Genomic DNA, 20,286 nt, shown 5'->3' on the forward strand with positions numbered 1-20,286 from the left:
CTTCTGGCTGTGCGTGCGGTCGAATCAGGGCGCCGCGGGCCGCGATGTGCTGCCCTCGGCAGACGCCGCTTGTGCGGCCTTGGCGGTGCGCACCGCCTCGACCACGCGTTCGAGGAAAGCAGGGTCGAGGCTCGTGACCGCCTCGCGCGATTCTCCGCCCGTCACGACATAGAGCCGATGGATGGCCTCTTGCCAGAGCCACGCGAGCCAGCCCACCACGATCACCATCACGCCGCACGCAAGACCGGCGGCCGACCCGAGCACGCCGCCCACGACAGCCCCTGCCGCGCCGACGAGGCTGATCGCGATGGGCACGGCGCGGCTACGCCGCCCGATGACGATGCGCACATCTTCGATTTCGCGCATGGGGAAGACCTGGCCGGCAGCGGACAGCGCGTTGCGTGTAACCGAGACGGCGGCTTCGTTGAAAGGGAGTTCCATCGATTCGATAGCTGCGAGGTGAGAGAGCGCAGCGTACCAGAAGCGGGGCCAGGGCGGGGCGGTGGCGGGCATAACGTCGCAGGCCGCACGCGTGGCGGGCCGCTATACTTGCGCGCTTTTATTGCCCCCGTCGGCACCAGGGATTCACCATGAGCGCATTGCCACGCTGTCCGAAATGCAATTCCGAGTTCACCTACGAAGATGGAGGTGTCTACATCTGCCCGGAGTGTGCGCACGAGTGGCCGCTGCAAGCCATCGCGCCGGCCGAAACGGCGGCCCGGGTGTATCGCGATTCGGCGGGCAATCTCCTTCAGGACGGGGATACCGTCACGGTCATCAAGGACTTGAAGCTCAAGGGTTCGGGTGGCGTGATCAAGATGGGCACCAAAGTGAAGAATATCCGCCTGGTGGACAGCGATCACGATATCGATTGCAAGATCGACGGCTTTGGCGCCATGAGCCTCAAGTCGGAGTTCGTCAAGAAGGCGTGATTGAGGGCGCCGTGCATTCAGTGCGCTGAACGCAAAAAAAGCGGGGCATCCCAAGGGATGCCCCGTCCGGTAAGGCGCGGCGCGCAGCGTGAGCTGCGGCGCGCCGAGCAGAGCCGGCGGTATGCGCCGCCGGCTGCCGCTGTTGCGTAACGTTGTTGCTTAGAACTTGTGGCGGATACCGACGCGAACCGCGACTTGATCCTGCGAACCCGAGCCCGACGGCTGGAAAATGCTCGAACCCGAGTCGCCGATCTGCGCCTGAACCTTCGTGGTGCTGTTCGTGAGCGTGCCCGATGCGTCCTGGTACGACACGAGGCCGTACACGTCGGTGCGCTTGCTGAGCGCGTAGTCAAGCGATGCGTTGACCTGGTTCCAGTGAGCCGTCTGGCTGCCCGAGGTGCGCGAGTACGTGTAGCCGAGGCCAGCCGCAAGAGCCGGCGTGAAGGCGTACTTGCCGCCCGCTTCGTACGCGTTGTAGAGCGTCGACGAACCGGCGATCGGCGAGAGCAGCGTGTTGGTCCACAGGGCCCACAGCGTTGCCGGGCCGACGATGTAGCGGCCACCCACGCCGAACGAGCGCAGGTTCTTCAGCGTGGTTTGCTGCACGTTCGAGATCGTGGTCGAGAACGCCGGCGTGGCCGCGCCCGGGTAGTTGATGTTCGTGTAGGCGGCGCCGAGGCTGAACGGGCCGTAGGCGTAGTTCGTGCCGAAGCTGTAAGCACGCGACGACGCAGTCGCGCCCGTCGAAGCGCCGGCGAACGACGTCGTGTTCGAGAAGCCATACAGGCCGCCGAACGTGAAGCCCGAGAAGTTCACGCTCTGGAACTTGACCGCGTTGTTGATGCGGCTCGAGGTCAGCTGGTCGACGTCGTTGAAGTGGTAGGCCCAGTTGCCCGAAACCGTGTTGCCGCCGGTCGAGTACTGCGAGCCGAGCACGTCCGTGCTGAACGAGTATTGGCGGCCGAACGTCAGCGAACCGATGTTCGATTGCGTCAGACCGACGAATGCTTGACGGCCGAACATCGCGCCGCCTTGGCCTGCCGTGCCGTTACCGCTGTTGAAGCCGTTTTCGAGCACGAAGATCGCCTTCAGGCCGCCGCCCAGGTCTTCCGTGCCACGCAGGCCCCAACGGCTGCCTTGGGCCACGCCGTCACCGTACGAGAACTGATGCGAGCTGCCGTTCGTCGCGTTCTTCACGTTGCTGATGTAGTTCACACCCGCGTCGATCACGCCGTAGAGCGTCACGCTGCTTTGTGCGTGGGCAACGCCTGCGATCGAGGCAAGAATAGCGGTGGTCAGAATTTTCTTTTTCAACTGTTTCTCCGGGTAAAGGAAAGATGACTACTCCAGCCTCTTATGGGCCGGTCAATGCGACGCGCTGCAATTTAAGGGTCGATGGCGAAAGGAATGTGACAGTAAGGCTTTGTAGGGGAAATGTCGCCTTTCTGTTGTGCGGATGCGACACATGCTTGCGCGCGGGGAGAATGGCGGACGAAGCCCGTCGTTACTGGTCTTGCGGCCGTTTTTCCTGCCAATTCGAAAGGCCGGATTGCGACAATCGGCCATATAAAATTTTTTTCTAAGCTTTCTTCTATTTGCCGGGTTAATCGATCTTTTGAATCCGGTTTCAAATTGGAATTGATTAATATCAAGAGCGCATTAACAGCCGATCAATGTGCGTTTTACATGGCTGATTGCGATCGATTCATGGAAGTTTTAAGTTAGTGATCCGAAATAATTGAAATAGCGGGGAAAGCCCATGAAAAAAGGGCCCGCACCTGTGGTGCGAGCCCTTTTACGGTAAGGCGTTGCCGTTACAGCGAGAGGAGCGAGCCGCTGCGAATGGGCTTTTCGCCGGCAATACGGGCGACTTCCATGCCGGCCGTGGCGAAGCGTGCGCTGTGGCGTGCGTACATCACGCCGCTCACGCCCGCGTGCAGCGTCGTTACGGTGTCGGCGAGCGGGTCGATGACATCGGCAATTGCCGCGCCCCGTTCCACCCATGTGCCGCAATCCACGCGGAACACGAGCACGCCGCTGGCAGGCGCCACGATCGGCTCCGTGCCCGCGAGCGGCGTGGCCGCATGGGCGAGCGGCGGCAGCGGCGCAGCCGTGCCTTCGATCACGCCGCGCCCGATCAGATAGTCGACGATGGCCTGGGCGTCGTGTTCGGCGAGTTCGTGCGAAACATCACGCTGGCCGCGCAATTCGACCGTCACCGAAATCGAGCCGTACGGAATGGGATAGCGCTTGCCGAAGTGTTCGCGCAGTTCCGACCAGCAGAAGCTGTGAATCTCGTCGAACGGATTGCCGATCGAGTTGAGCGCGAGGAGCGACGCCTTGGCGTCGAGATAGCGCGCAAGCGGCTCGACATCGGGCCACAGCTCGGGGTTCGTGTAGATGTGCATGGCGGCTTCCCAGTCGCAATGCAGGTCCAGCACGATGTCGGCGTCGTACGAAAGGCGCTGGAGCGCGAGCCGCATCGAATCGAGTTCGGACTTCGGCTGCTGCGCGGCGAGCGCTTCGCCCATGGCCGCGCGGATGGCCGCGCGGTTCGCGGCTTCGTCGGGGCCGAGGCGCGCCTCGATGGTGGGCATCACGAGCGCGGTGAGCTCATGGAAATTGCGGTTGAAGTTCTGCGCCGTGTTCGATTCGAAGCGGCCAATCATGTGCCCGAGCCAGTGCTGATTCAGGCCCACGGGGTTGGGCACCGGCACGATCACGACTTCTCCGCGCAGGCGGCCCGCGGCTTCCAGCTCCGCGAGCTTGCGGCGCAGCGCCCACGAGACGAGCATGCCCGGCAGCTCGTCGGCGTGCAGCGAGGACTGGATATAGACCTTCTGGTTAGCGCCGGCTTTGCCGTAGTGGAAACTGGCAAGTTCCCGCGCGGTACCGAGGGCGGGCGCGATCAACGGGTGGTTTCGGGTTTGCATGATGAATGCGCGAGGCGCGTCGGCCCGCAAGAGGTGTTGGAGTGAACGATGGCCCCGCAGGAAAACACTGGGGCGGTAGACCGATCTTAGCCGATTCGACGCGGCGCCGGAACCAGTCTGCCTGCGCGCCTGTTCCGCATCGTCGATAAAATACGGAATCCGAAATAAAAATCCGCAAAAGAAAAAGCCCGGACGCAAGTCCGGGCTTCGTGCGCCGTGATGCAGCGGCGGCGCGTACCGTTGCTTAGGCTGCTTAGCCGCCGTACACGTCGAAGTCGAAGTACTTGGCTTCGATCTTCTTGTACGTGCCGTCCTTGATCATGTCGGCGATCGCCTTGTCGATCTTGCCCTTCAGGTCGGCGTCTTCCTTGCGCAGGCCGATAGCGGCGGCGCCCGTCGGGATTTCCTTGCCGGCGAACTGGAAGCCAGCGCCGCGCGGGGTCTTCAGGAAGCCCAGATCCGCTTGCACTTCATCCTGCAGCGCTGCGTCCAGACGGCCCGAGAGCAGGTCGGCGTAGACCTGGTCCTGGTTCTGGTAGGGAACGACGTTCACGCCCTTCGGCGCCCAGTTTTCCTTCGCGTAGGTTTCCTGGATCGTGCCTTGTTCGACGCCCACCGACTTGCCCTTGAGCGAGTCAGCCGTCGGCGCGAGGGTCGAGCCCTTCTTGGCGACGAGGCGCGTCGGCGTGTTGAACAGCTTCGCCGAGAAGGCGATCTGCTGTTCGCGCTGCGGGGTGATCGTCATCGACGAGAGCACGCCGTCGAACTTCTTGGCCTTCAGGCCCGGGATCATGCCGTCGAAGTCTTGCTCGACCCACACGCACTTGGCGTTCAGGCGCTTGCAGATTTCGTTGCCGAGGTCGATGTCGAAGCCGACCAGCTTGCCATCGGGTGCTTTGGATTCGAACGGTGCATAGCTGGCGTCAACGCCGAAACGCACGGTGGACCAGTCCTTCGCATGGGCGACGCCGGCCGAGACGGCGAGCAGGGCAACCGAGAGGGTGGCAAGCAGTTTCTTCACTATGGGTACTCCTCGAGATGGTTCAGGGCGCGCCGCGTGCGGTCGTGCCGCCATGGCGCATTTTCCGGCGCGGCTCGCGCTGGATTATTGTTGGACCCGCCAGCGTGCAGCCAGCGAAGCGCGGCAAGCTTACCAGGTCAAAATTGCTGCGTCGCTAGTGTAATACCGGATAGCGGGAAAGGGACCGGCTAAGTGTACGCCCGTGCGCTTGTACGATTTAAGGCAAAGCCGTGTCACATAAGGCGTGCGGGCCAATACGGGCGGGCCGTTGCGAGGTGCTTTAGAGGGGTTGCACGATGCTCGGCCGCAACAGTCAGAAGACTGCGCGGCCGCGTGGGCGCGGTGCCGTCAACGATATGAAGGGAAATTGAAATTGAATCGACGGCGCGTCGTTGGTTTTCCGTCTGGATGAAGCCCTCCGGGGCGCCGTTTTTGTCGCGGTGCAGCAGATGCGACGGCTGCACCGCGTGGACTACGTCAGACCACGCGCACACCCGAGCGCCACGTCGCGCGCGGCACTGGCAGCGTGTCGAGCATCGTCACGCGCACGAAGTCCGCGCGCAGGCCCGGCTCGATCGCGCCGCGGTCGTGCAGGCCAGACTTGCTGGCGGGTTCCCACGAGACCGTGGCAAGCGCGCGCGGCAGCGTCCAGTCGGCCTTGGTCACGAGGTCGAACGCGGCGGTCAGGAGGCTCGACGGCACGTAGTCGGACGAGAGGATGTCGAGCAGGTCGGCCTGCGCGAGTTCGAGCGCCGAGACGTTGCCCGAGTGCGAGCCGCCGCGCACCACGTTCGGCGCACCCATGATCGTCGCGATGCCGCGCTTTTTCGCTTCCTCGGCGGCGACGCGCGTGGTCGGGAATTCGGCGAGCACGATGCCTTCGGCGGCGGCCTGCTCGACGTGCTCCACGAGCGTGTCGTCGTGGCTCGCAAGCGGGATGCCGCGCACGCGGCAGCGCTGCACGATTTCGAGGCGGTGCGCGTCGGCGTAGCGCTCCTGCTCGGTGGCCATTTCGGCGAGCATGGTGTTCGTCTGCTCGTCGGTCCACTTGCCGTGGCGCTCCTGGAATTTGCGCCACTGTTCGCGGTCGTGCCACTGGCGCTGGCCCGGCGTGTGGTCCATCACCGAGGCGAGGCGCAGCAGCGGGTGGCCGCTCAGCGTGTCGAACAGCTCGATCACGTCCTCGGTGGCGATTTCGCAGCGCAGATGCAGGAAGTGCTCGGCGCGCAGCAGGTTGCGCTCGGAAAAGCGCTGGAGCGCGTTGGCGCTCGCGAGCTGCACGTCGCGGCCACGCACGCCCACGGCGAGGCGCGTGCCGATGGCGAGCGCGTCGAAGACCGTGGTGATGCCGGCGGCGGCGATCTGCGCGTCGTGAATGACGAATGCGGCGTCGGTGTTCCAGTGCACGCCGGGGCGCGGCGCGAGGTGCTTTTCGAGGTTGTCGGTGTGCAGTTCGACGAGGCCGGGCAGCAGGAAGTCGCCTTCCCAGTCTTCGGCTTCGGGCGCGGCGGTCGAGCCGCGCGAGATGTCGCGGATCTTGCCGTCTTCCACGCTTAGCGTGCCGGTGAAAACTTCGTCTCGCGTCACGATGCGAGCGTTCTTGATCAACATCGTCAGGCTCCGTATCAGATATCGGGTTGTGCCGTTCAGGCGGTATTCAGGCTGCAGCGGTAAGCGGCGCTTGCGTGCGCGGCGCGGTGAGTTCGAGCACGCGCGTGGCGACGCGCTCGCGCGTGTCCTCGTCGTGGAACACGCCGACGATCGCCGCGCCGCGCTCGCGCGCCTCGCCAATCAGGCTCGCGACGACTTCGCGGTTTTCCGCGTCGAGCGACGCCGTGGGTTCGTCGAGCAGCAGTACGCGGTGCTGCGCGATCAGGCCCCGCGCGATGTTCACGCGCTGCTGCTCGCCGCCGGAGAACGTGGCGGGCGCGAGCGGCCAGAGGCGCTGTGGCACATTCAGGCGCGCAAGCAGAGTTTGCGCGCGCTCGCGGGCTTCGTCTTCCTCCACGCCGCGCGAAACGAGCGGCGCGGCGACGATGTCGAGTGCGCTCACGCGCGGAATCACGCGCAGAAACTGGCTCACGTAGCCCACCACATTACGGCGCAGGCGCAGGATGTCGTGAGGCGCTGCGCCCGTGATCTCCAGATGCTCGAGCGGTGCGCCCTCGTCGCGGATTGCGATCGAGCCGCCGCTCGCGAGATAGTTGCCGTACAGGCAGCGCAAAAACGTGCTCTTGCCCGCGCCCGACGGTCCGACCAGCACGATGCATTCGCCGCGCTCCACGTCGAGCGAAACGCCCGCGAGCGCTTCGATGCCGATGCCGCCCTGGCCGTGCAGCGTGAAGGTCTTGCGCACGTCTTCGGCGCGCAGCATGAGCGCGGGGCGTTCGATGAACGCGCGCGTGCCGCGGGCAACGCTTGCGGCCAACGATTCGGCCGATGATGAAGTGAAAGTCATGTCGATCATCCTAGACCGGCAGCACGGAGGCCACCAGCGTCTGCGTATAGGGATGTTGCGGGTCGTCCAGCACCTGGTCGGTCAGGCCCGATTCGACCACCGTGCCGCCTTGCATCACCATCAAGCGATGCGCGAGCAGGCGCGCCACGCCGATGTCGTGCGTGACGATCAGCACCGAAAGATGCAGCGTGCCCGTGAGCGTGCGCAGCAGGTCGAGCAGGCGCGCCTGCACGGACACGTCGAGACCCGCCGTGGGCTCGTCCATGAAGACGAGGCGCGGCCCTGTGACGAGATTGCGCGCGATCTGCAGGCGCTGCTGCATGCCGCCCGAAAACGCCGAGGGCAACTCGTCGATACGCTGGGCGTCCAGTTCCACGCGCTGCATCCATTGCTGCGCCGTGTGGCGGATCTGCCCATAGTGGCGCGCACCCACGGCCATCAGCGGCTCGCCGATATTGGCGCCCGCGGAAACGCCGGCGCGCAGGCCGTCGCGTGGATTCTGCTGCACGAAGCCCCATTCGGTGCGCGCGAGCAGGCGGCGGCGCGGCTCGGAAAGCGTGCGCAGGTCGAGTGTTTCGCCGTTCGCGTTCGTGTAGTGCAGCGCGCCCGAGTCGGACTCGGTGCGCAGCGCGAGCGTGTTGAGCAGCGTGGTCTTGCCCGAGCCCGATTCGCCGACGATGCACAGCACCTCGCCGGGATACAGGTCGAAACTCACGTCGCGGCAGCCGTTGCGGCCGCCGTACTGCTTCGTGAGCGATCTTGCGCTTAGCAGCGGCGTCATGCGTTTTCTCCTGCTTCGTTCGTTGCGTGTGCATCGATCTGCTCGCGCCGGTCGTGGCAATAGTCGCTGTCCGAGCACACGAACATGCGCTTGCCGGCGTCGTCGACGATCATCTCGTCGAGGAAGCTTTCGCGCGAGCCGCATAGGGCGCACGCATGCTCCCAGCGCTGCACTTCGAACGGATGGTCGTCGAAATCGAGGCTCTTCACCGGCGTGTACGGCGGAATCGCGTAGATGCGGCGCTCGCGGCCCGCGCCGAACAACTGCAGCGCGGCGTTCATATGGAGCTTGGGGTTGTCGAACTTAGGAATCGGCGAGGGCGACGTGAGATAGCGGCCGTTCACCGTCACCGGGTAGTCGTACGTCGTGGCGATGCTGCCGTGCTGCACAATGTCCTCATAAAGCTTCACGCTGATGAGGCCATAGTCGGCGAGCGCATGCAGCTTTTTGCATTCGGCCACGCGCGGCTCCAGCCGGAACAGTGGCTCGGGCATCGGCACCTGGTACACGAGGATCTGCTTGTCCGTGAGCGGCGTTTCGGGAATGCGGTGCCGCGTCTGGACGATCGAGGCCTCGCTCGTGCGGCGCGTGGTGGCCACACCCGTTGTACGCGCGAAAAAGCGGCGGATGTTGACTGCGTTCGTGGTGTCGTCCGAGCCCTGGTCGATCACCTTGAGCGTGTCCTTCGCGCCGATGATCGCCGCCGTCACCTGAATGCCGCCCGTGCCCCAGCCATACGGCAGCGGCATTTCGCGCGAGGCGAACGGCACCTGGTAGCCCGGCACGGCCACGGCCTTGAGCAGCGCGCGGCGCAGCATGCGCTTGGTCTGCTCGTCGAGGTACGCGAAGTTATAGCCCGAGACGGCCTGCGTTTCGTGGGACGCGACTTCGGCTGCGGTGGATTGCAAGGTATCGGGCGCGTTCATGCGGCCTCCTTGTTTTGCGCGTCGGCATCGGCGTCGGTGCCGCTGCTGTTGCCGCGTTCGTGCTGCGCGCGCAGCTTGCGCACAAGTTCCAGTTCAGCCTGGAAATCCACGTAGTGCGGCAGCTTCAAGTGTTGAACGAAGCCCGAGGCCTCCACGTTGTCGCTGTGCGAAAGCATGAATTCGATGTCCTGAGTCGGCGAGGCGATCGTCTCGCCCAGCTCCTCGGCGCGCAGCGCGCGGTCGACGAGCGCCATCGCCATGGCCTTGCGCTCCGCGTGCCCGAACGCGAGGCCATAGCCTTGCGTGAATTGCGGCGGCACATCTTTCGCACCCGCGAACTGGTTGATCATCTGGCACTCGGTCAGGTCGATCTCGCCGATTTCGACGGCCTCGTCGAGTTCGTCCAGCATCATTTCTACGCAGACCGAACCAAACCGGATCTCGCCCGCGAACGGATGCGAATGCGCGTAGCCGCGCTGCGTGGCATAGCCCATCGCGAGCAGGAAGCCCTCGTCGCCGCGTGCGAGATTCTGCAGGCGTACGGTACGATCGGCGGGGAACGCAAGCGGTTCGCGCGAGAGGTCGCCGGGTTCGCGTGCCTGCGGCGAGCGCGTTTCCTGTTCGATCAGGCCTTCCTTGTCGAGCAGAGAGACCACGCGGGGCATGGCTTCTACGGGCGGCGTGGCGCGCGGCGCCTCGGGCGCGGCGTTCGCCGCATCGGCGCCTTCGGCCAGCAGGGCGAAGTCGAGCAGACGTTGCGTGTAATCGTAGGTCGCGCCGAGCACCTGGCCGCCGGGCACGTCTTTGAACGTGGCGGAGATACGGCGCTCCACCACCATGTTTTCCGTTTCGACCGGTTGCGTGTAGCCGAATCGCGGCAGCGTGGTGCGGTAGGCGCGCAGCAGGAAGATCGCTTCGACGAGATCGCCCGCTGCCTGCTTGATCGCGAGTGCGGCCAGTTCTTCGTCGTAGACCGAACCTTCGGCCATCACACGCGCCACGGCAAGGCGCATCTGTTCGCGGATCTGCGCCACGCTCAGCTCGGGCACGCGCGTGTCGCCGCGGCGTGCTTCGTCGAGCAGGCGCCACGACGCTTCGATCGCGCGCTCTCCTCCTTTGACGGCGACGTACATCAGTGCATCTCCACGAGAGTGGTGCGCGGCAGGCCCATCAGACGGTCGCCGCACACGAGATAGAAGTCGATGCCGCACGGGAAGTGCGGCGCGAGGGCGGCGCGTTCGCGCCAGAAGCGCTCGGGCAGGCCGGCGGGCGCGATGCTGCAGGTCGTTTCGATGCCGGGGCCGCGCAGCGTGAGCGGCGCGCCGCCCGTGAGCGAATCGACCCGCACGAACACCGTGGCCGACTGCTCAGGCGATTCGGGCGTGCCGCTCGCGAAGGCTTCGAGCGGCGGCAGAGCGGCGGCGTCGTGCACGTAGGCGAACGCGGCTTCGCGCGCTTCCTGGGCAAGCGGCGCGCCGGCGTGAAAGCGCAGCGCGGCCGCGAGCGCGGCGTCGGGCTGGGCGAGCCAGACGGGCGTGGCGTAGTCTGCGAGTGCGAGCAGCGAGGCGAAGGCGGCGAGGCCGGCGCGCGCGGGCGAGGCATTCGCCGCCGTGGCCGCGGGCAGCGGTGTTTCGATTACGCCGATCGTGCCAGGGCGCGCGAGCGCGTCGAGCAGCGTGCGGAACACGGTCTGCGTGTCGTGAACGGGGTCGCCGAAGCCGGGCGCGAGCGCCGCGAGCAAATCGGGCGTCATGGCGTTGCGTTCGTTGCTCATGCGTCACCTCGAACCATCGTGAAGAACTCGACCCGCGTGCTGGCGGCGTCGGCGCGGCGCGCGTCGCGCTGTGCGGCGAGGCGCGCGGCGAGCGGCTCGATCAGTCGCGCACGCAACTGGTCGTGGCGTGCGGGCAGTTGCAGCAGCGCGTCGGCGAGTGCGGCCAGCTCGGCGCGGCGTTTGTCGCGCCCCAAATGGCAGGCCACGCCGACCGGGCCGGGCTCGCTGGCATCGGCGCTTGCGGTGCCTTCGGTGCTCGAAGCGCGCAGGCGCAGCGTGGCGCGGGTGACAGTGGCTTCGCCCAGATTGAAGGCATCGCCGGTGCCGCCAATGCGGCCGCGCACCATGGCGAGTCCGGTTTGCGGCGGACGCAGCCAGTCGAAAGCGGGCTCGGGTGCGCCGGCGAGCGCTTCGCTGAGCGCCGCTTCAAGCTCGGCGCGCGGGGTGTGCGCGAGAACGGCCATCCATGCGCGCCGGGTAGCCGATGCGGTGGATGGGGTGGAGGAAGCGTTCATCGGAGTTCCTGTGTCGTGAACGGGTGAGAACGGACATGGCAACTGCGCCTGGCGAACAGCCTTGGCCGGCACATCATCGATTGAACCATCTATTCATCTAAACGTCTAGACGTTTAATGGTACAGTCGTCTAACGCAAGCGCAACGGAGGTTTTCATATTTCCATCACGCCCTGCGCACTACAATGCACAAAACGCTATTGGAACCGAGAGGAATGACAGCACCATGACATCGAACGACGAGGCGCCGTCCAGCCTGCTTGAGCGCGGCGCGGGGGTGGCGGTGTGGCGGCAGATCGAGCAGATCCTCGCGGCGGAGATCGCTGCGAAGGGCTTTGGCGAAGACGGCCGGCTGCCTAGCGAGGGCGAGCTGGCGCGCCGCTTCGACGTGAACCGCCACACGGTGCGGCGCGCGATGCTGGGCCTCGCGGCGCTGGGCCTCGTGAGCGTGGAGCAGGGGCGCGGCACCTTCGTGCAGCCCGGCGCGATCGACTACACCATCGGCAAGCGCACGCGCTTCACGGAGAACCTGAAGCGTCATCAGCATGCGGCGGCGGGCAAGCTGCTCGCGTCGTCGCGCGGCAAGGCGGACCCCACCGTTGCCAAGGCGCTCGGTCTGCGCGCGGGCGCGCTCGTGTACCGGCTCGAAACGCTGCACGAGTCCGACGGCGTGCCGCTCACCTACGCGCGCAGCTGGTATCCGGCCGCGCGCTTCGCCGATCTGCCCGTCGTCATGGAGCGCGTCGACAGTACGTCGAAGGCCCTCGCCGAATACGGCGTGACGGATTATCTGCGCAAGTGGAGCCGTATCGGCAGCGTGCTGCCCGACGCGGAAGTGGCGCGCCGCCTGAATATCAACCGGCAGCAGCCGGTGCTGTGGGTGGAGAACGTCGACGTCGATCTCGAAGGCGTGCCGATCAAGTACGGCATCACGCACTTCGCCGCCGACCGCGTGCAGCTGATGGTGGAGCACGACCTATGAGCGTGCTGCACGAAGACTTGAGCGAAGCCACGCGCTTCGCGCTTTACTACGCGCCGCCGCGCGAGTCGGCGTTTTGGCAGGCGGGCTGCGCGTGGCTTGGCCGCGATCCGGAAACGGGCGACACCCTCGCGCCGCCGCCGTGGCTCACCGGCCTGCCGCAGCCGCTGGAAGCGCTCACAGTTGCGCCGCGCCGCTATGGCTGGCACGGCACCCTCGTGCCGCCATTCCGTCTCGCGCCTGGCGTGACGCCTACGGCGCTCCTCGCCGCCGCACAGCAGTGGGCGAAGGAACAGGCGCGCTTCGAAGCCAACGTCGAAGCGGCGTTGCTCGGCCGCTTCGTGGCGCTGCGCCCCGCCGACGATGCCGGCGAAACCGCGCTGCGCGAACTGGCTGCCGACGCACTGCGCGCGCTCGGTTCGCTGCGCGCGCCACAAACGCCCGCGGAACTCGCGAAGCGCCTGGACGCGCCGCTCACGCCGCGCCAGCGCGCTTACGTCGAAGCGTGGGGCTATCCGTACGTGTTCGAAGAATTCCGTTTTCACATGACGCTATCCGATTCGCTGAACGACGCGCAAACCTGCGCACAACTCGTCGATGCCTGGAACACGCGGATGCGCGATGCCGGCCCGCTGCCGGTGCAAGGCGCGGCGCTTTTCGTCGAGCCCGAGCCCGGTGCGCCGTTCGCGCTGTGGCGCCGCCTGCCGTTCGCGGGGGCGCGCGCATGAAGGGCGGTCTGATCTACGTAATGGGGCCTTCGGGCGCGGGTAAGGACACGCTGTTGCGTTACGCGCGCGAGCGCCTGTCCGGCCAGGATGTCGTGTTCGCGCATCGCTACATCACGCGCGAAGACAGCGGCGGCGAGAACCACATCGCGCTCACCGAAGCCGAATTCGAAGCGCGCTCGCAGCACGGCCTCTTCGCGCTGCAATGGCGCAGCCATGCGTTGCGCTATGGCGTGGGCGTGGAGATCGACCAGTGGATGACGCTTGGCTGCACCGTCGTGGTGAACGGCTCGCGCGAGTATGCGCGAGAGGCGTTCGAGCGCTACCCGCGCATGACGCTCGTGCACATCGAGGCCGCACAGCACGTGCTGGCCGCGCGCCTTGCTTCCCGCGCGCGCGAAACGCCCGAGCAGGTCGCGGCGCGCCTCGCGCGGCGCGCGCCGTTCGAGGTGCCGGCGGGCGCGGCGTTCGCGCGCATCGACAACTCGGGGCATCTGGAGGAAGCGGGCGAGGCGTTCGTCGGGCTCGTGCGGCAGGTCGCGGCGGGGTAGTCGCGCCGCCCTTAACAGCCGCTTAAGGGCTCGAACGGGCTGGGGGATTTTTGGTTGGGTGGGGTTGCCGTGAGAAGATGCAAGCGACCCGAGAACTCAACGAGAATGCCCTTGGACCGTTTCCAGGAGATGCAGATTTTCACGCGCATCGTCGACCGCCGCAGCTTCACGCAGGCGGCCGAGGATCTCAACCTGCCGCGCGCGACGGTCACCAATTCGATCAAGCGCCTCGAAGCACGCCTCGGCGTGCGACTGCTCGAGCGCACGACACGCCAGGTCAAGCCGACGCTCGACGGCGACGCCTATTACCAGCGCTGCATGCGCCTGCTCGCCGACCTCGAGGAAACCGAGGAAGCGTTTCGCGACACCGATCCGCAGGGGCGTTTGCGCGTGAACATGCAGGGGACGCTCACGCAGTATTTCGTGATGCCGCGCCTGCCCGACTTTCTCGCGCGCTATCCACGCATCGAGCTTTTTATCGGCTCGGGCGACCACTTCGTCGATCTCGTGCGCGAGGGCGTGGACTGCGTGCTACGCGCGGGCGAGCTGGCCGACTCGTCGATGATCGCGCGGCGCGTGGCGCTGCTCGAGCAGGTGACCTGCGCGAGCCCCGCGTATCTCGAACGGCACGGCGACCCGGAGTCGATCGAGGCGCTTGCCGGTACGCGCACGGAAAATCCTGGCCGCGCCGGTCATCGGGCCGTGAATTATGTTTCGCCGGCTACGGGCCGCGCGTTGCCGCTGGAATTCACGACAGCCGAGGGTGCCGTCAACGTGACGCTGCCGGGCCCGGTGGCCGTGAATGGCGCGGAACTCTACACTTCCGGCGCGCTGGCGGGGCTCGGCATCGTGCAGGTGCCGCGCTACCGCGTGCGCGAGCTGCTCGCCAACGGCGAGCTTTGCGTGGTGCTGCCCGACCACCCGCCGCCGCCCTTGCCGGTTTCGGTGCTGTATCCGCAGAACCGCCAGTTGTCGCTGCGCGTGCGCGCTTTCGCCGACTGGCTCGTGCAGGTGTTTGCCGACGTCGCCTGAAATGGCTTGAGCGCGCCGGGCGGCGCGCCCGGTTCGCGGCGTTGCCTTCAGGTGCGCCGCGCGACCATGCCGGACACGCGCGCCGCGGCTTGCTGAAGCGGGTCGAGGAAGGTCTTCACCATCTGCTTGGCCGACGTGCGCTGCGCGTTGCCGCTGATGTTCATCGCGGCGATCACACGGCCTTGCCGGTTGCGAATGGGCGCCGAGATCGAGATAAGGCCGCCTTCCAGTTCCTGATCGACGATCGCCCAGCCCTGCTGGCGCACCTGCCCGATGATCTTCTTGAGTTCGCCGACGTCGGTGACCGTGCGCGCCGTATGCGCGTAGAGCGGCGATGAGCCGAGCGTTTCGTCGAGCGCTGCGTCGTCGAGCGAGGCGAGCAGCACGCGCCCCATCGAGGTGCAGTACGCGGGCAGGCGGCTGCCGATCGAGAGGTTGATCGTCATGATCTTGTGCGTGGGCACGCGCAGCACGTAGACGATCTCGGTGCGGTCGAGCACGGCCGCCGAGCAGCTCTCGTGCACCTCCTGCGAAAGCTCTTCCATCACCGGCTCGGCGAGATTCCAGAACGGCATCGACGTGAGGTATGCGAAGCCGAGGTCGAGAATGCGCGGGGTGAGGCGAAAGAGCCGCCCCTCGGCTTCGACGTAGCCGAGCGTCTGCAGCGTGAGCAGAATGCGGCGCGCTCCGGCGCGCGTGAGGCCTGTCGCGGCGGCGACGTCGGTCAGGGTCTGCTCGGGATGCTCGGCGTTGAACGCGCGGATGACCGAAAGCCCGCGCGCGAACGACTGCACATAGGAGTCGCCCGGCTTTTCGGGGATCTCCTGCTGGTCGGCGGAGCGGTCTGGCGAGGCACTGGAAGCAGAATTCATGGGCGTGGCGGTCGATCTTGCTGCGGCGCTTGGAGAACCTATCAAGATAACGCAAGCGATCGGTTTCGCCAACAAGCGGCGGGACTGGAGGGGGGCGCAAACCGTCGGGGCAGGCGCCCCAATAAACATCGATCGTGCGGCGTGGCATGGCATGCGTCAAATGCGCGCATCGGATCATCTGCTATTCAGTCATTTGATTTCAGTCAATTAATTTTGCCCGGAAAGCATTGACGTATGGTCAGGTTATTTAAAGCGAGATTTCGACGTGGTTTGAAATTAAAAATAAGATAAAAGCAATGTCGAAGTTCGAATGAATTGGCATATTTTCTGACAATTCGCCGATCGCGCGGAGCCCGGATTCGCCCCCCTTCTTTGCCTGCGTACGCGCTGAGGAAATCGCTGGAACCGGCGCACAGTGGGCCTTTGTAAGATGAAAGCAATTAGAAAGATAATTGCGGCTTTCCGTCGCGCTTGCCTGGGCGAGCTTTGTCCCGCTCGCGAATCCTTAGCAAAGATCAAATTTTGAGATTAGTGCTTTACGTAGAATCGCGCTGAATACGATACGGGTGCATTTTGCGTGGCGATTTTGCGATGCAAATGTGTTGGGTGTTACGCGTTTTGGTGGACAACGGAAGAACAGGCAAACATGAAAGACAGAAAAGCCTTTAAAAGGTGGTTAATCCCCCTCGGCAGCGGGCTGCTCGTTTCTCTTGCGGGGTGCAGCGGCAATTTTGCCGTGCTGGACCCGAAGGGCAGCGTGGGCGCGGCCGAGAAGTCGCTCATTCTCACGGCCACATGGGCCATGCTGCTGGTCGTGGTGCCCGTCATCATCCTGACGCTCGTGTTCGCCTGGCGCTACCGCGCCTCGAACCGCAACGCGACCTACGCGCCGAAGTGGGCCCATTCCACGGCGATCGAAGTGGTGGTCTGGGCCATTCCGGCCGCGATCATTCTGTTCCTCGCCATCCTCACGTGGCGCACCTCGCACGAGCTCGACCCGTACAAGCCGCTGGAGTCGAGCGTGAAACCCATCAACGTCGAGGTCGTCGCGCTCGACTGGAAGTGGCTCTTCATCTACCCGGACCTCGGCATCGCCACGGTGAACCAGCTTGCCGTGCCGGTGGGCACGCCGGTCAACTTCCGCATCACGTCGGACGCGGTGATGAACTCGTTCTTCATCGCGCAGCTGGGCACCCAGGTCTACGCGATGGCGGGCATGCAAACGCGTCTGCACCTGATCGCCGATGAAGCGGGCGACTACGACGGCCTCTCGTCCAACTACAGCGGCAAGGGCTTCTCGGACATGAAGTTCCGCACGCTGGCCACGAGCCGCCAGGACTTCGACGCGTGGGTGCAGAAGGTGAAGGCCTCGTCCACCCAGCTTTCGATGGACGAGTACGCAACGGTTGCGAAGCCGCAGGAGAAGGCGCCGGTGCAGTACTTCTCGACCGTCGACCCGAAGCTCTTCAACAACATCATCGCGAAGTACAACAACGGGCACGTCACGAATTTCGACCCGTCCTGCGTGACCAAGGGGTAAGCAGCATGTTCGGAAAACTCACATTAGAGGCGATCCCGTTCGATCAGCCCATCATCATGGGCGCGGCGGCGTTCATGGCGCTGATCGTTATCGGCGTGCTCGGTCTCGTCACCGTGACCGGCAAGTGGAAGTACATCTGGAGCGAGTGGCTCACGAGCGTGGACCACAAGCGCATCGGCGTGATGTACATGATCGTGGCGGTGCTCATGCTCGTGCGCGGCTTTGCCGACGCGGTCATGATGCGTATCCAGCAAGCCATTGCGCTCAATTCGCCCGGCTACCTGCCGCCGCATCACTTCGACCAGATCTTCACGGCGCACGGCGTCATCATGATCTTCTTCATGGCGATGGCGCTCATGGTCGGATTCTTCAACATTGTCGTGCCCCAGCAGATCGGCGCGCGCGACGTGGCGTTTCCGTTCCTGAACTCGCTCTCGTTCTGGATGACGGCATTCAGCGCGATCCTCATTAACCTCTCGCTCGTGATCGGCGAGTTCGCGAAGGTGGGCTGGCTTGCGTATCCGCCGCTTTCCGAACTGCAGTTCAGTCCGGACGTGGGGGTGGACTACTACATCTGGGCGGTTCAGCTCTCCGGCGTCGGCACCTTGATTACGGGCGTGAACTTCTTCGTCACGATCATCAAGATGCGCGCGCCCGGCATGACGCTCATGAAGATGCCGGTGTTCACGTGGACGGCGCTGTGCTCGAACGTGCTCATCATGGCCACGTTCCCGATTCTCACGATCGCGGTGGCGCTGCTCGGCCTCGACCGCTACGTCGGCACGCACTTCTTCACGAACGACGGCGGCGGCAACGCCATGCTGTATCTGAACCTGATCTGGGCGTGGGGCCACCCCGAGGTGTACATCCTCGTGCTGCCTGCGTTCGGCATCTATTCGGAAGTAATGGCCACGTTCTGCAAGAAGCCGTTGTTCGGCTACAAGACGATGGTCTACGCCTCGTGCGCGATCATGGTGCTGGCGTTCCTCGTGTGGGCCCACCACTTCTTCACGATGGGTTCGGGCGCCGACGTCAACGCGTTCTTCGGCATTGCGACGATGATTATCGCCATTCCGACCGGCGTGAAGATTTTCAACTGGCTGTTCACGATGTATCGCGGCCGGGTCCATTTCACCACGCCGGTGCTCTGGACCATCGGCTTCATGGTGACGTTCTCGATTGGCGGCATGACCGGCGTGATGATGGCGATCCCGGGTGCGGACTTCGTGCTGCACAACTCGCTGTTCCTCGTCGCGCACTTCCATAACGCCATTATCGGCGGCGTGGTGTTCGGCTACCTCGCGGGCCTGCAGTACTGGTTCCCGAAGGTGTTCGGCCTGAAGCCCAGCGAAAAGCTCGGCAAGGCGTCTTTCTGGTGCTGGTTCGTCGGCTTCTACGTGGCTTTCGTGCCTATCTATGTGCTCGGCTTCATGGGCGCCACGCGCCGCACGAATCACTACGACGTGCCGGAATGGCATCCGTACTTCGTCGTTGCCGCCATTGGCGCAGCGATCATCGCGCTCGGCATCGTGTTCCAGGTCCTGCTGTGGGTGATGGCTTTCGTGAACCGCAACAAGGCTGAGTGCCAGGACGTGAACGGCGATCCGTGGGACGGCCGCACGCTCGAATGGGCAACGTCCTCGCCGCCGGCGGTCTACAACTTCGCGGTCATTCCGCACGTTGAAGACATCGACGCCTTCGCGCATATGAAAGAAACGGGCCGCGGGTACGGGCTCGCCGCGAAATACACGGACATCCATATGCCGTCCAACACGGCGGCGGGCCTCATCATCGGCATCTTCAGCCTCGTGCTGGGCTTTGCTGCCGTGTGGCACATCACGTGGCTTGCGGTGCTCGGTTTCGTCGGCATTGCGCTGACGATCATTATCAAGAGCTTCGGCAAGAACGACGGTTACTACATTCCGGCCGCGAAGGTCCGCGAAATCGAGGAACGGCGCTTCGGCACCGGCGTCGCCGTGGCCAAGCGTGACCTGGTCGCCGAGGAGGCAATCTGATGTTGCAGAAAACCAATGCGGCAACCCTTGCCGAACTCGATCACCACGATCATCCTGAATCGCACTCGGTATTCGGCTTCTGGGTCTACCTGATGACCGACTGCGTGCTGTTCGCGGCGCTGTTCGCCACGTTCGGCGTGCTGGGCCACCAGTTCGCGGGCGGCCCGACGGGCAAGGACCTGTTCGATATTCCGGGCGTGGCGCTCGAAACGGCCGTGCTGCTGCTTTCGAGCATCACGTACGGCTTCGCGATGCTTGGCGCGCACCAGCGCAAGAACGGCATGGTGCTCGGTTGGCTCGCCGTCACCTTTGTACTGGGCGCGTCGTTCCTCGTGCTCGAACTGCGCGAGTTCTCGCACCTGATCGCAGAAGGCGCCGGCCCGCAGCGCAGCGCATTCCTTTCGTCGTTCTTCACGCTCGTCGCCACGCACGGCCTGCACGTGTTCTTTGGTCTCGTGTGGATGCTCGTGATGATGATCCAGGTGGTTCGCGCGCGGCAGCTCGGCGAGCAGGAGATCCGCCGCCTGACGTGCCTGAGCCTCTTCTGGCACTTTCTCGACGTGGTGTGGATCTGCGTGTTTTCTTTTGTCTATCTGGGGAGCGTGCTCTAAATGGCTCAATCTCATGCTCATGCAGAGTCGCACGGCAGCCTCGGCAGCTATGTGGCGGGCTTCATTCTTTCGGTGCTGCTGACTGCCGGCGCATTCGGCGTTGTCCTGCACGGCTCGCTCGACGCCACCACGGCCATGATCGCGATCGCCGTGCTTGCCTTCGTGCAGGTGGTCGTGCACCTCGTGTTCTTCCTGCATCTGAACACGTCGCCGGGGCAGGGCTGGAACGTGCTGTCGCTGGCGTATACGGTGCTGGCCGCCGCGTTCCTGATCTTCGGCACGATCTGGGTCATGCATAACGTCGGCATGCTCATGATGTCGCGTTAAGCGTTTGACGCGCTGGCCGGCGCTTCGCGTCCGGCCGAACCCGCGAAGCCGCACGGGCACCTGCCTTGTGCGGCTTTTTCGCTTTTGGCGCCACTCGTTCGCGTGCTTGACACCCGTCCCGGGACGCGCCTATTATGGCCGTCAAATTGTTCGATTAACGATCATTGGTTCGACAGTCGAACAAAACGCACGAGGACGTGCGCGTTCGATCACCCATTTTCGCCCGCGCAGTCCGTCAATCTCAATCATCTTTGCATGGGATCGCATCAAGTGGCTGCGATCGAAAGGAGACTCAC

General features: G+C 64.7%; 22 protein-coding genes. 10 read left to right on the forward strand and 12 right to left on the reverse strand.

Annotated elements, in window-relative coordinates:
• Positions 1-24: 24 nt before the first annotated feature.
• Entirely contained in the window at positions 25-441 is a 417-nt protein-coding gene (locus tag FAZ97_RS24180) for a DUF6232 family protein (RefSeq protein WP_158760905.1), read from the reverse strand.
• 149 nt (positions 442-590) lie between these two features.
• Here FAZ97_RS24180 and FAZ97_RS24185 point away from each other — a divergent pair, with 149 nt between their 5' ends.
• On the forward strand, positions 591-932 hold the full coding sequence (locus tag FAZ97_RS24185) for a zinc ribbon domain-containing protein YjdM (RefSeq protein WP_158760906.1): 342 nt from the start codon (positions 591-593) through the stop codon (positions 930-932).
• Positions 933-1,091: 159 nt separating this feature from the next.
• Here FAZ97_RS24185 and FAZ97_RS24190 read toward each other — a convergent pair whose 3' ends face one another.
• The 10 genes from FAZ97_RS24190 to phnG all read right to left on the reverse strand — a co-directional run bounded on the left by FAZ97_RS24190 (position 1,092) and on the right by phnG (position 11,340).
• A complete protein-coding gene (locus FAZ97_RS24190) occupies positions 1,092-2,246 on the reverse strand; it encodes a porin (protein WP_158760907.1) in 1,155 nt (384 codons plus the stop codon).
• Positions 2,247-2,746: 500 nt separating this feature from the next.
• Entirely contained in the window at positions 2,747-3,865 is a 1,119-nt protein-coding gene (locus FAZ97_RS24195) for a succinylglutamate desuccinylase/aspartoacylase family protein (protein WP_158760908.1), read from the reverse strand.
• A 253-nt stretch (positions 3,866-4,118) separates the two neighbouring features.
• Positions 4,119-4,886, reverse strand: a complete 768-nt coding sequence (locus tag FAZ97_RS24200) for an ABC transporter substrate-binding protein (RefSeq protein ID WP_158760909.1) — start codon at positions 4,884-4,886, stop codon at positions 4,119-4,121.
• Between the two features lie 477 nt (positions 4,887-5,363).
• Complete coding sequence (locus FAZ97_RS24205; protein WP_158760910.1) at positions 5,364-6,497, reverse strand: alpha-D-ribose 1-methylphosphonate 5-triphosphate diphosphatase; 1,134 nt, start codon at positions 6,495-6,497, stop codon at positions 5,364-5,366.
• 46 nt (positions 6,498-6,543) lie between these two features.
• On the reverse strand, positions 6,544-7,344 hold the full coding sequence (phnL, locus tag FAZ97_RS24210; protein WP_158760911.1) for a phosphonate C-P lyase system protein PhnL: 801 nt from the start codon (positions 7,342-7,344) through the stop codon (positions 6,544-6,546).
• 10 nt (positions 7,345-7,354) lie between these two features.
• Positions 7,355-8,125 carry a phosphonate C-P lyase system protein PhnK gene (phnK, locus tag FAZ97_RS24215; protein ID WP_158760912.1) on the reverse strand — a complete coding sequence of 257 codons (771 nt, stop codon included), beginning with the start codon at positions 8,123-8,125 and terminating at the stop codon, positions 7,355-7,357.
• A complete protein-coding gene (locus tag FAZ97_RS24220) occupies positions 8,122-9,051 on the reverse strand; it encodes an alpha-D-ribose 1-methylphosphonate 5-phosphate C-P-lyase PhnJ (protein ID WP_158760913.1) in 930 nt (309 codons plus the stop codon). Before FAZ97_RS24220 ends, phnK begins: the two co-directional genes overlap by 4 nt.
• Positions 9,048-10,184 (reverse strand): carbon-phosphorus lyase complex subunit PhnI, encoded by a 1,137-nt coding sequence (locus tag FAZ97_RS24225; protein ID WP_158760914.1) that lies wholly within the window; start codon positions 10,182-10,184, stop codon positions 9,048-9,050. Before FAZ97_RS24225 ends, FAZ97_RS24220 begins: the two co-directional genes overlap by 4 nt.
• Positions 10,184-10,825 (reverse strand): phosphonate C-P lyase system protein PhnH, encoded by a 642-nt coding sequence (gene phnH, locus FAZ97_RS24230; RefSeq protein ID WP_158760915.1) that lies wholly within the window; start codon positions 10,823-10,825, stop codon positions 10,184-10,186. Before phnH ends, FAZ97_RS24225 begins: the two co-directional genes overlap by 1 nt.
• Complete coding sequence (gene phnG, locus FAZ97_RS24235) at positions 10,822-11,340, reverse strand: phosphonate C-P lyase system protein PhnG (protein WP_158760916.1); 519 nt, start codon at positions 11,338-11,340, stop codon at positions 10,822-10,824. Before phnG ends, phnH begins: the two co-directional genes overlap by 4 nt.
• A gap of 224 nt (positions 11,341-11,564) precedes the next feature.
• Between phnG and phnF the strand changes: the two genes are divergently transcribed.
• From phnF to FAZ97_RS24255, 4 genes are all read left to right on the forward strand, one after another.
• Complete coding sequence (gene phnF / locus FAZ97_RS24240; protein WP_158760917.1) at positions 11,565-12,320, forward strand: phosphonate metabolism transcriptional regulator PhnF; 756 nt, start codon at positions 11,565-11,567, stop codon at positions 12,318-12,320.
• On the forward strand, positions 12,317-13,045 hold the full coding sequence (locus tag FAZ97_RS24245; protein WP_158760918.1) for a DUF1045 domain-containing protein: 729 nt from the start codon (positions 12,317-12,319) through the stop codon (positions 13,043-13,045). Before phnF ends, FAZ97_RS24245 begins: the two co-directional genes overlap by 4 nt.
• Entirely contained in the window at positions 13,042-13,593 is a 552-nt protein-coding gene (gene phnN, locus FAZ97_RS24250) for a phosphonate metabolism protein/1,5-bisphosphokinase (PRPP-forming) PhnN (protein ID WP_158760919.1), read from the forward strand. The genes FAZ97_RS24245 and phnN overlap by 4 nt, the downstream gene beginning before the upstream one ends.
• Positions 13,594-13,704: 111 nt before the next feature.
• A complete protein-coding gene (locus FAZ97_RS24255) occupies positions 13,705-14,625 on the forward strand; it encodes a LysR family transcriptional regulator (RefSeq protein WP_158760920.1) in 921 nt (306 codons plus the stop codon).
• A gap of 47 nt (positions 14,626-14,672) precedes the next feature.
• Here FAZ97_RS24255 and FAZ97_RS24260 read toward each other — a convergent pair whose 3' ends face one another.
• A complete protein-coding gene (locus FAZ97_RS24260) occupies positions 14,673-15,497 on the reverse strand; it encodes an IclR family transcriptional regulator (protein WP_158760921.1) in 825 nt (274 codons plus the stop codon).
• Here FAZ97_RS24260 and FAZ97_RS24265 point away from each other — a divergent pair.
• The 5 genes from FAZ97_RS24265 (at position 15,496) to cyoD (ending at position 19,990) form a co-directional block, all read left to right on the forward strand.
• Positions 15,496-15,708 carry a hypothetical protein gene (locus FAZ97_RS24265; protein ID WP_158760922.1) on the forward strand — a complete coding sequence of 71 codons (213 nt, stop codon included), beginning with the start codon at positions 15,496-15,498 and terminating at the stop codon, positions 15,706-15,708. The two genes, FAZ97_RS24260 and FAZ97_RS24265, sit on opposite strands and share 2 nt — an antisense overlap.
• Positions 15,709-16,143: 435 nt before the next feature.
• On the forward strand, positions 16,144-17,037 hold the full coding sequence (cyoA, locus tag FAZ97_RS24270; RefSeq protein ID WP_158760923.1) for a ubiquinol oxidase subunit II: 894 nt from the start codon (positions 16,144-16,146) through the stop codon (positions 17,035-17,037).
• A 5-nt stretch (positions 17,038-17,042) separates the two neighbouring features.
• Positions 17,043-19,052 carry a cytochrome o ubiquinol oxidase subunit I gene (gene cyoB / locus FAZ97_RS24275; RefSeq protein WP_158760924.1) on the forward strand — a complete coding sequence of 670 codons (2,010 nt, stop codon included), beginning with the start codon at positions 17,043-17,045 and terminating at the stop codon, positions 19,050-19,052.
• Positions 19,052-19,663, forward strand: a complete 612-nt coding sequence (gene cyoC / locus FAZ97_RS24280; protein ID WP_158760925.1) for a cytochrome o ubiquinol oxidase subunit III — start codon at positions 19,052-19,054, stop codon at positions 19,661-19,663. Before cyoB ends, cyoC begins: the two co-directional genes overlap by 1 nt.
• Positions 19,664-19,990 carry a cytochrome o ubiquinol oxidase subunit IV gene (gene cyoD / locus FAZ97_RS24285; protein WP_158760926.1) on the forward strand — a complete coding sequence of 109 codons (327 nt, stop codon included), beginning with the start codon at positions 19,664-19,666 and terminating at the stop codon, positions 19,988-19,990. It abuts the gene before it with no gap.
• Positions 19,991-20,286: the final 296 nt, after the last annotated feature.

The organism is Paraburkholderia acidiphila (assembly GCF_009789655.1).
In the GTDB taxonomy this organism is placed as follows: domain Bacteria; phylum Pseudomonadota; class Gammaproteobacteria; order Burkholderiales; family Burkholderiaceae; genus Paraburkholderia; species Paraburkholderia acidiphila.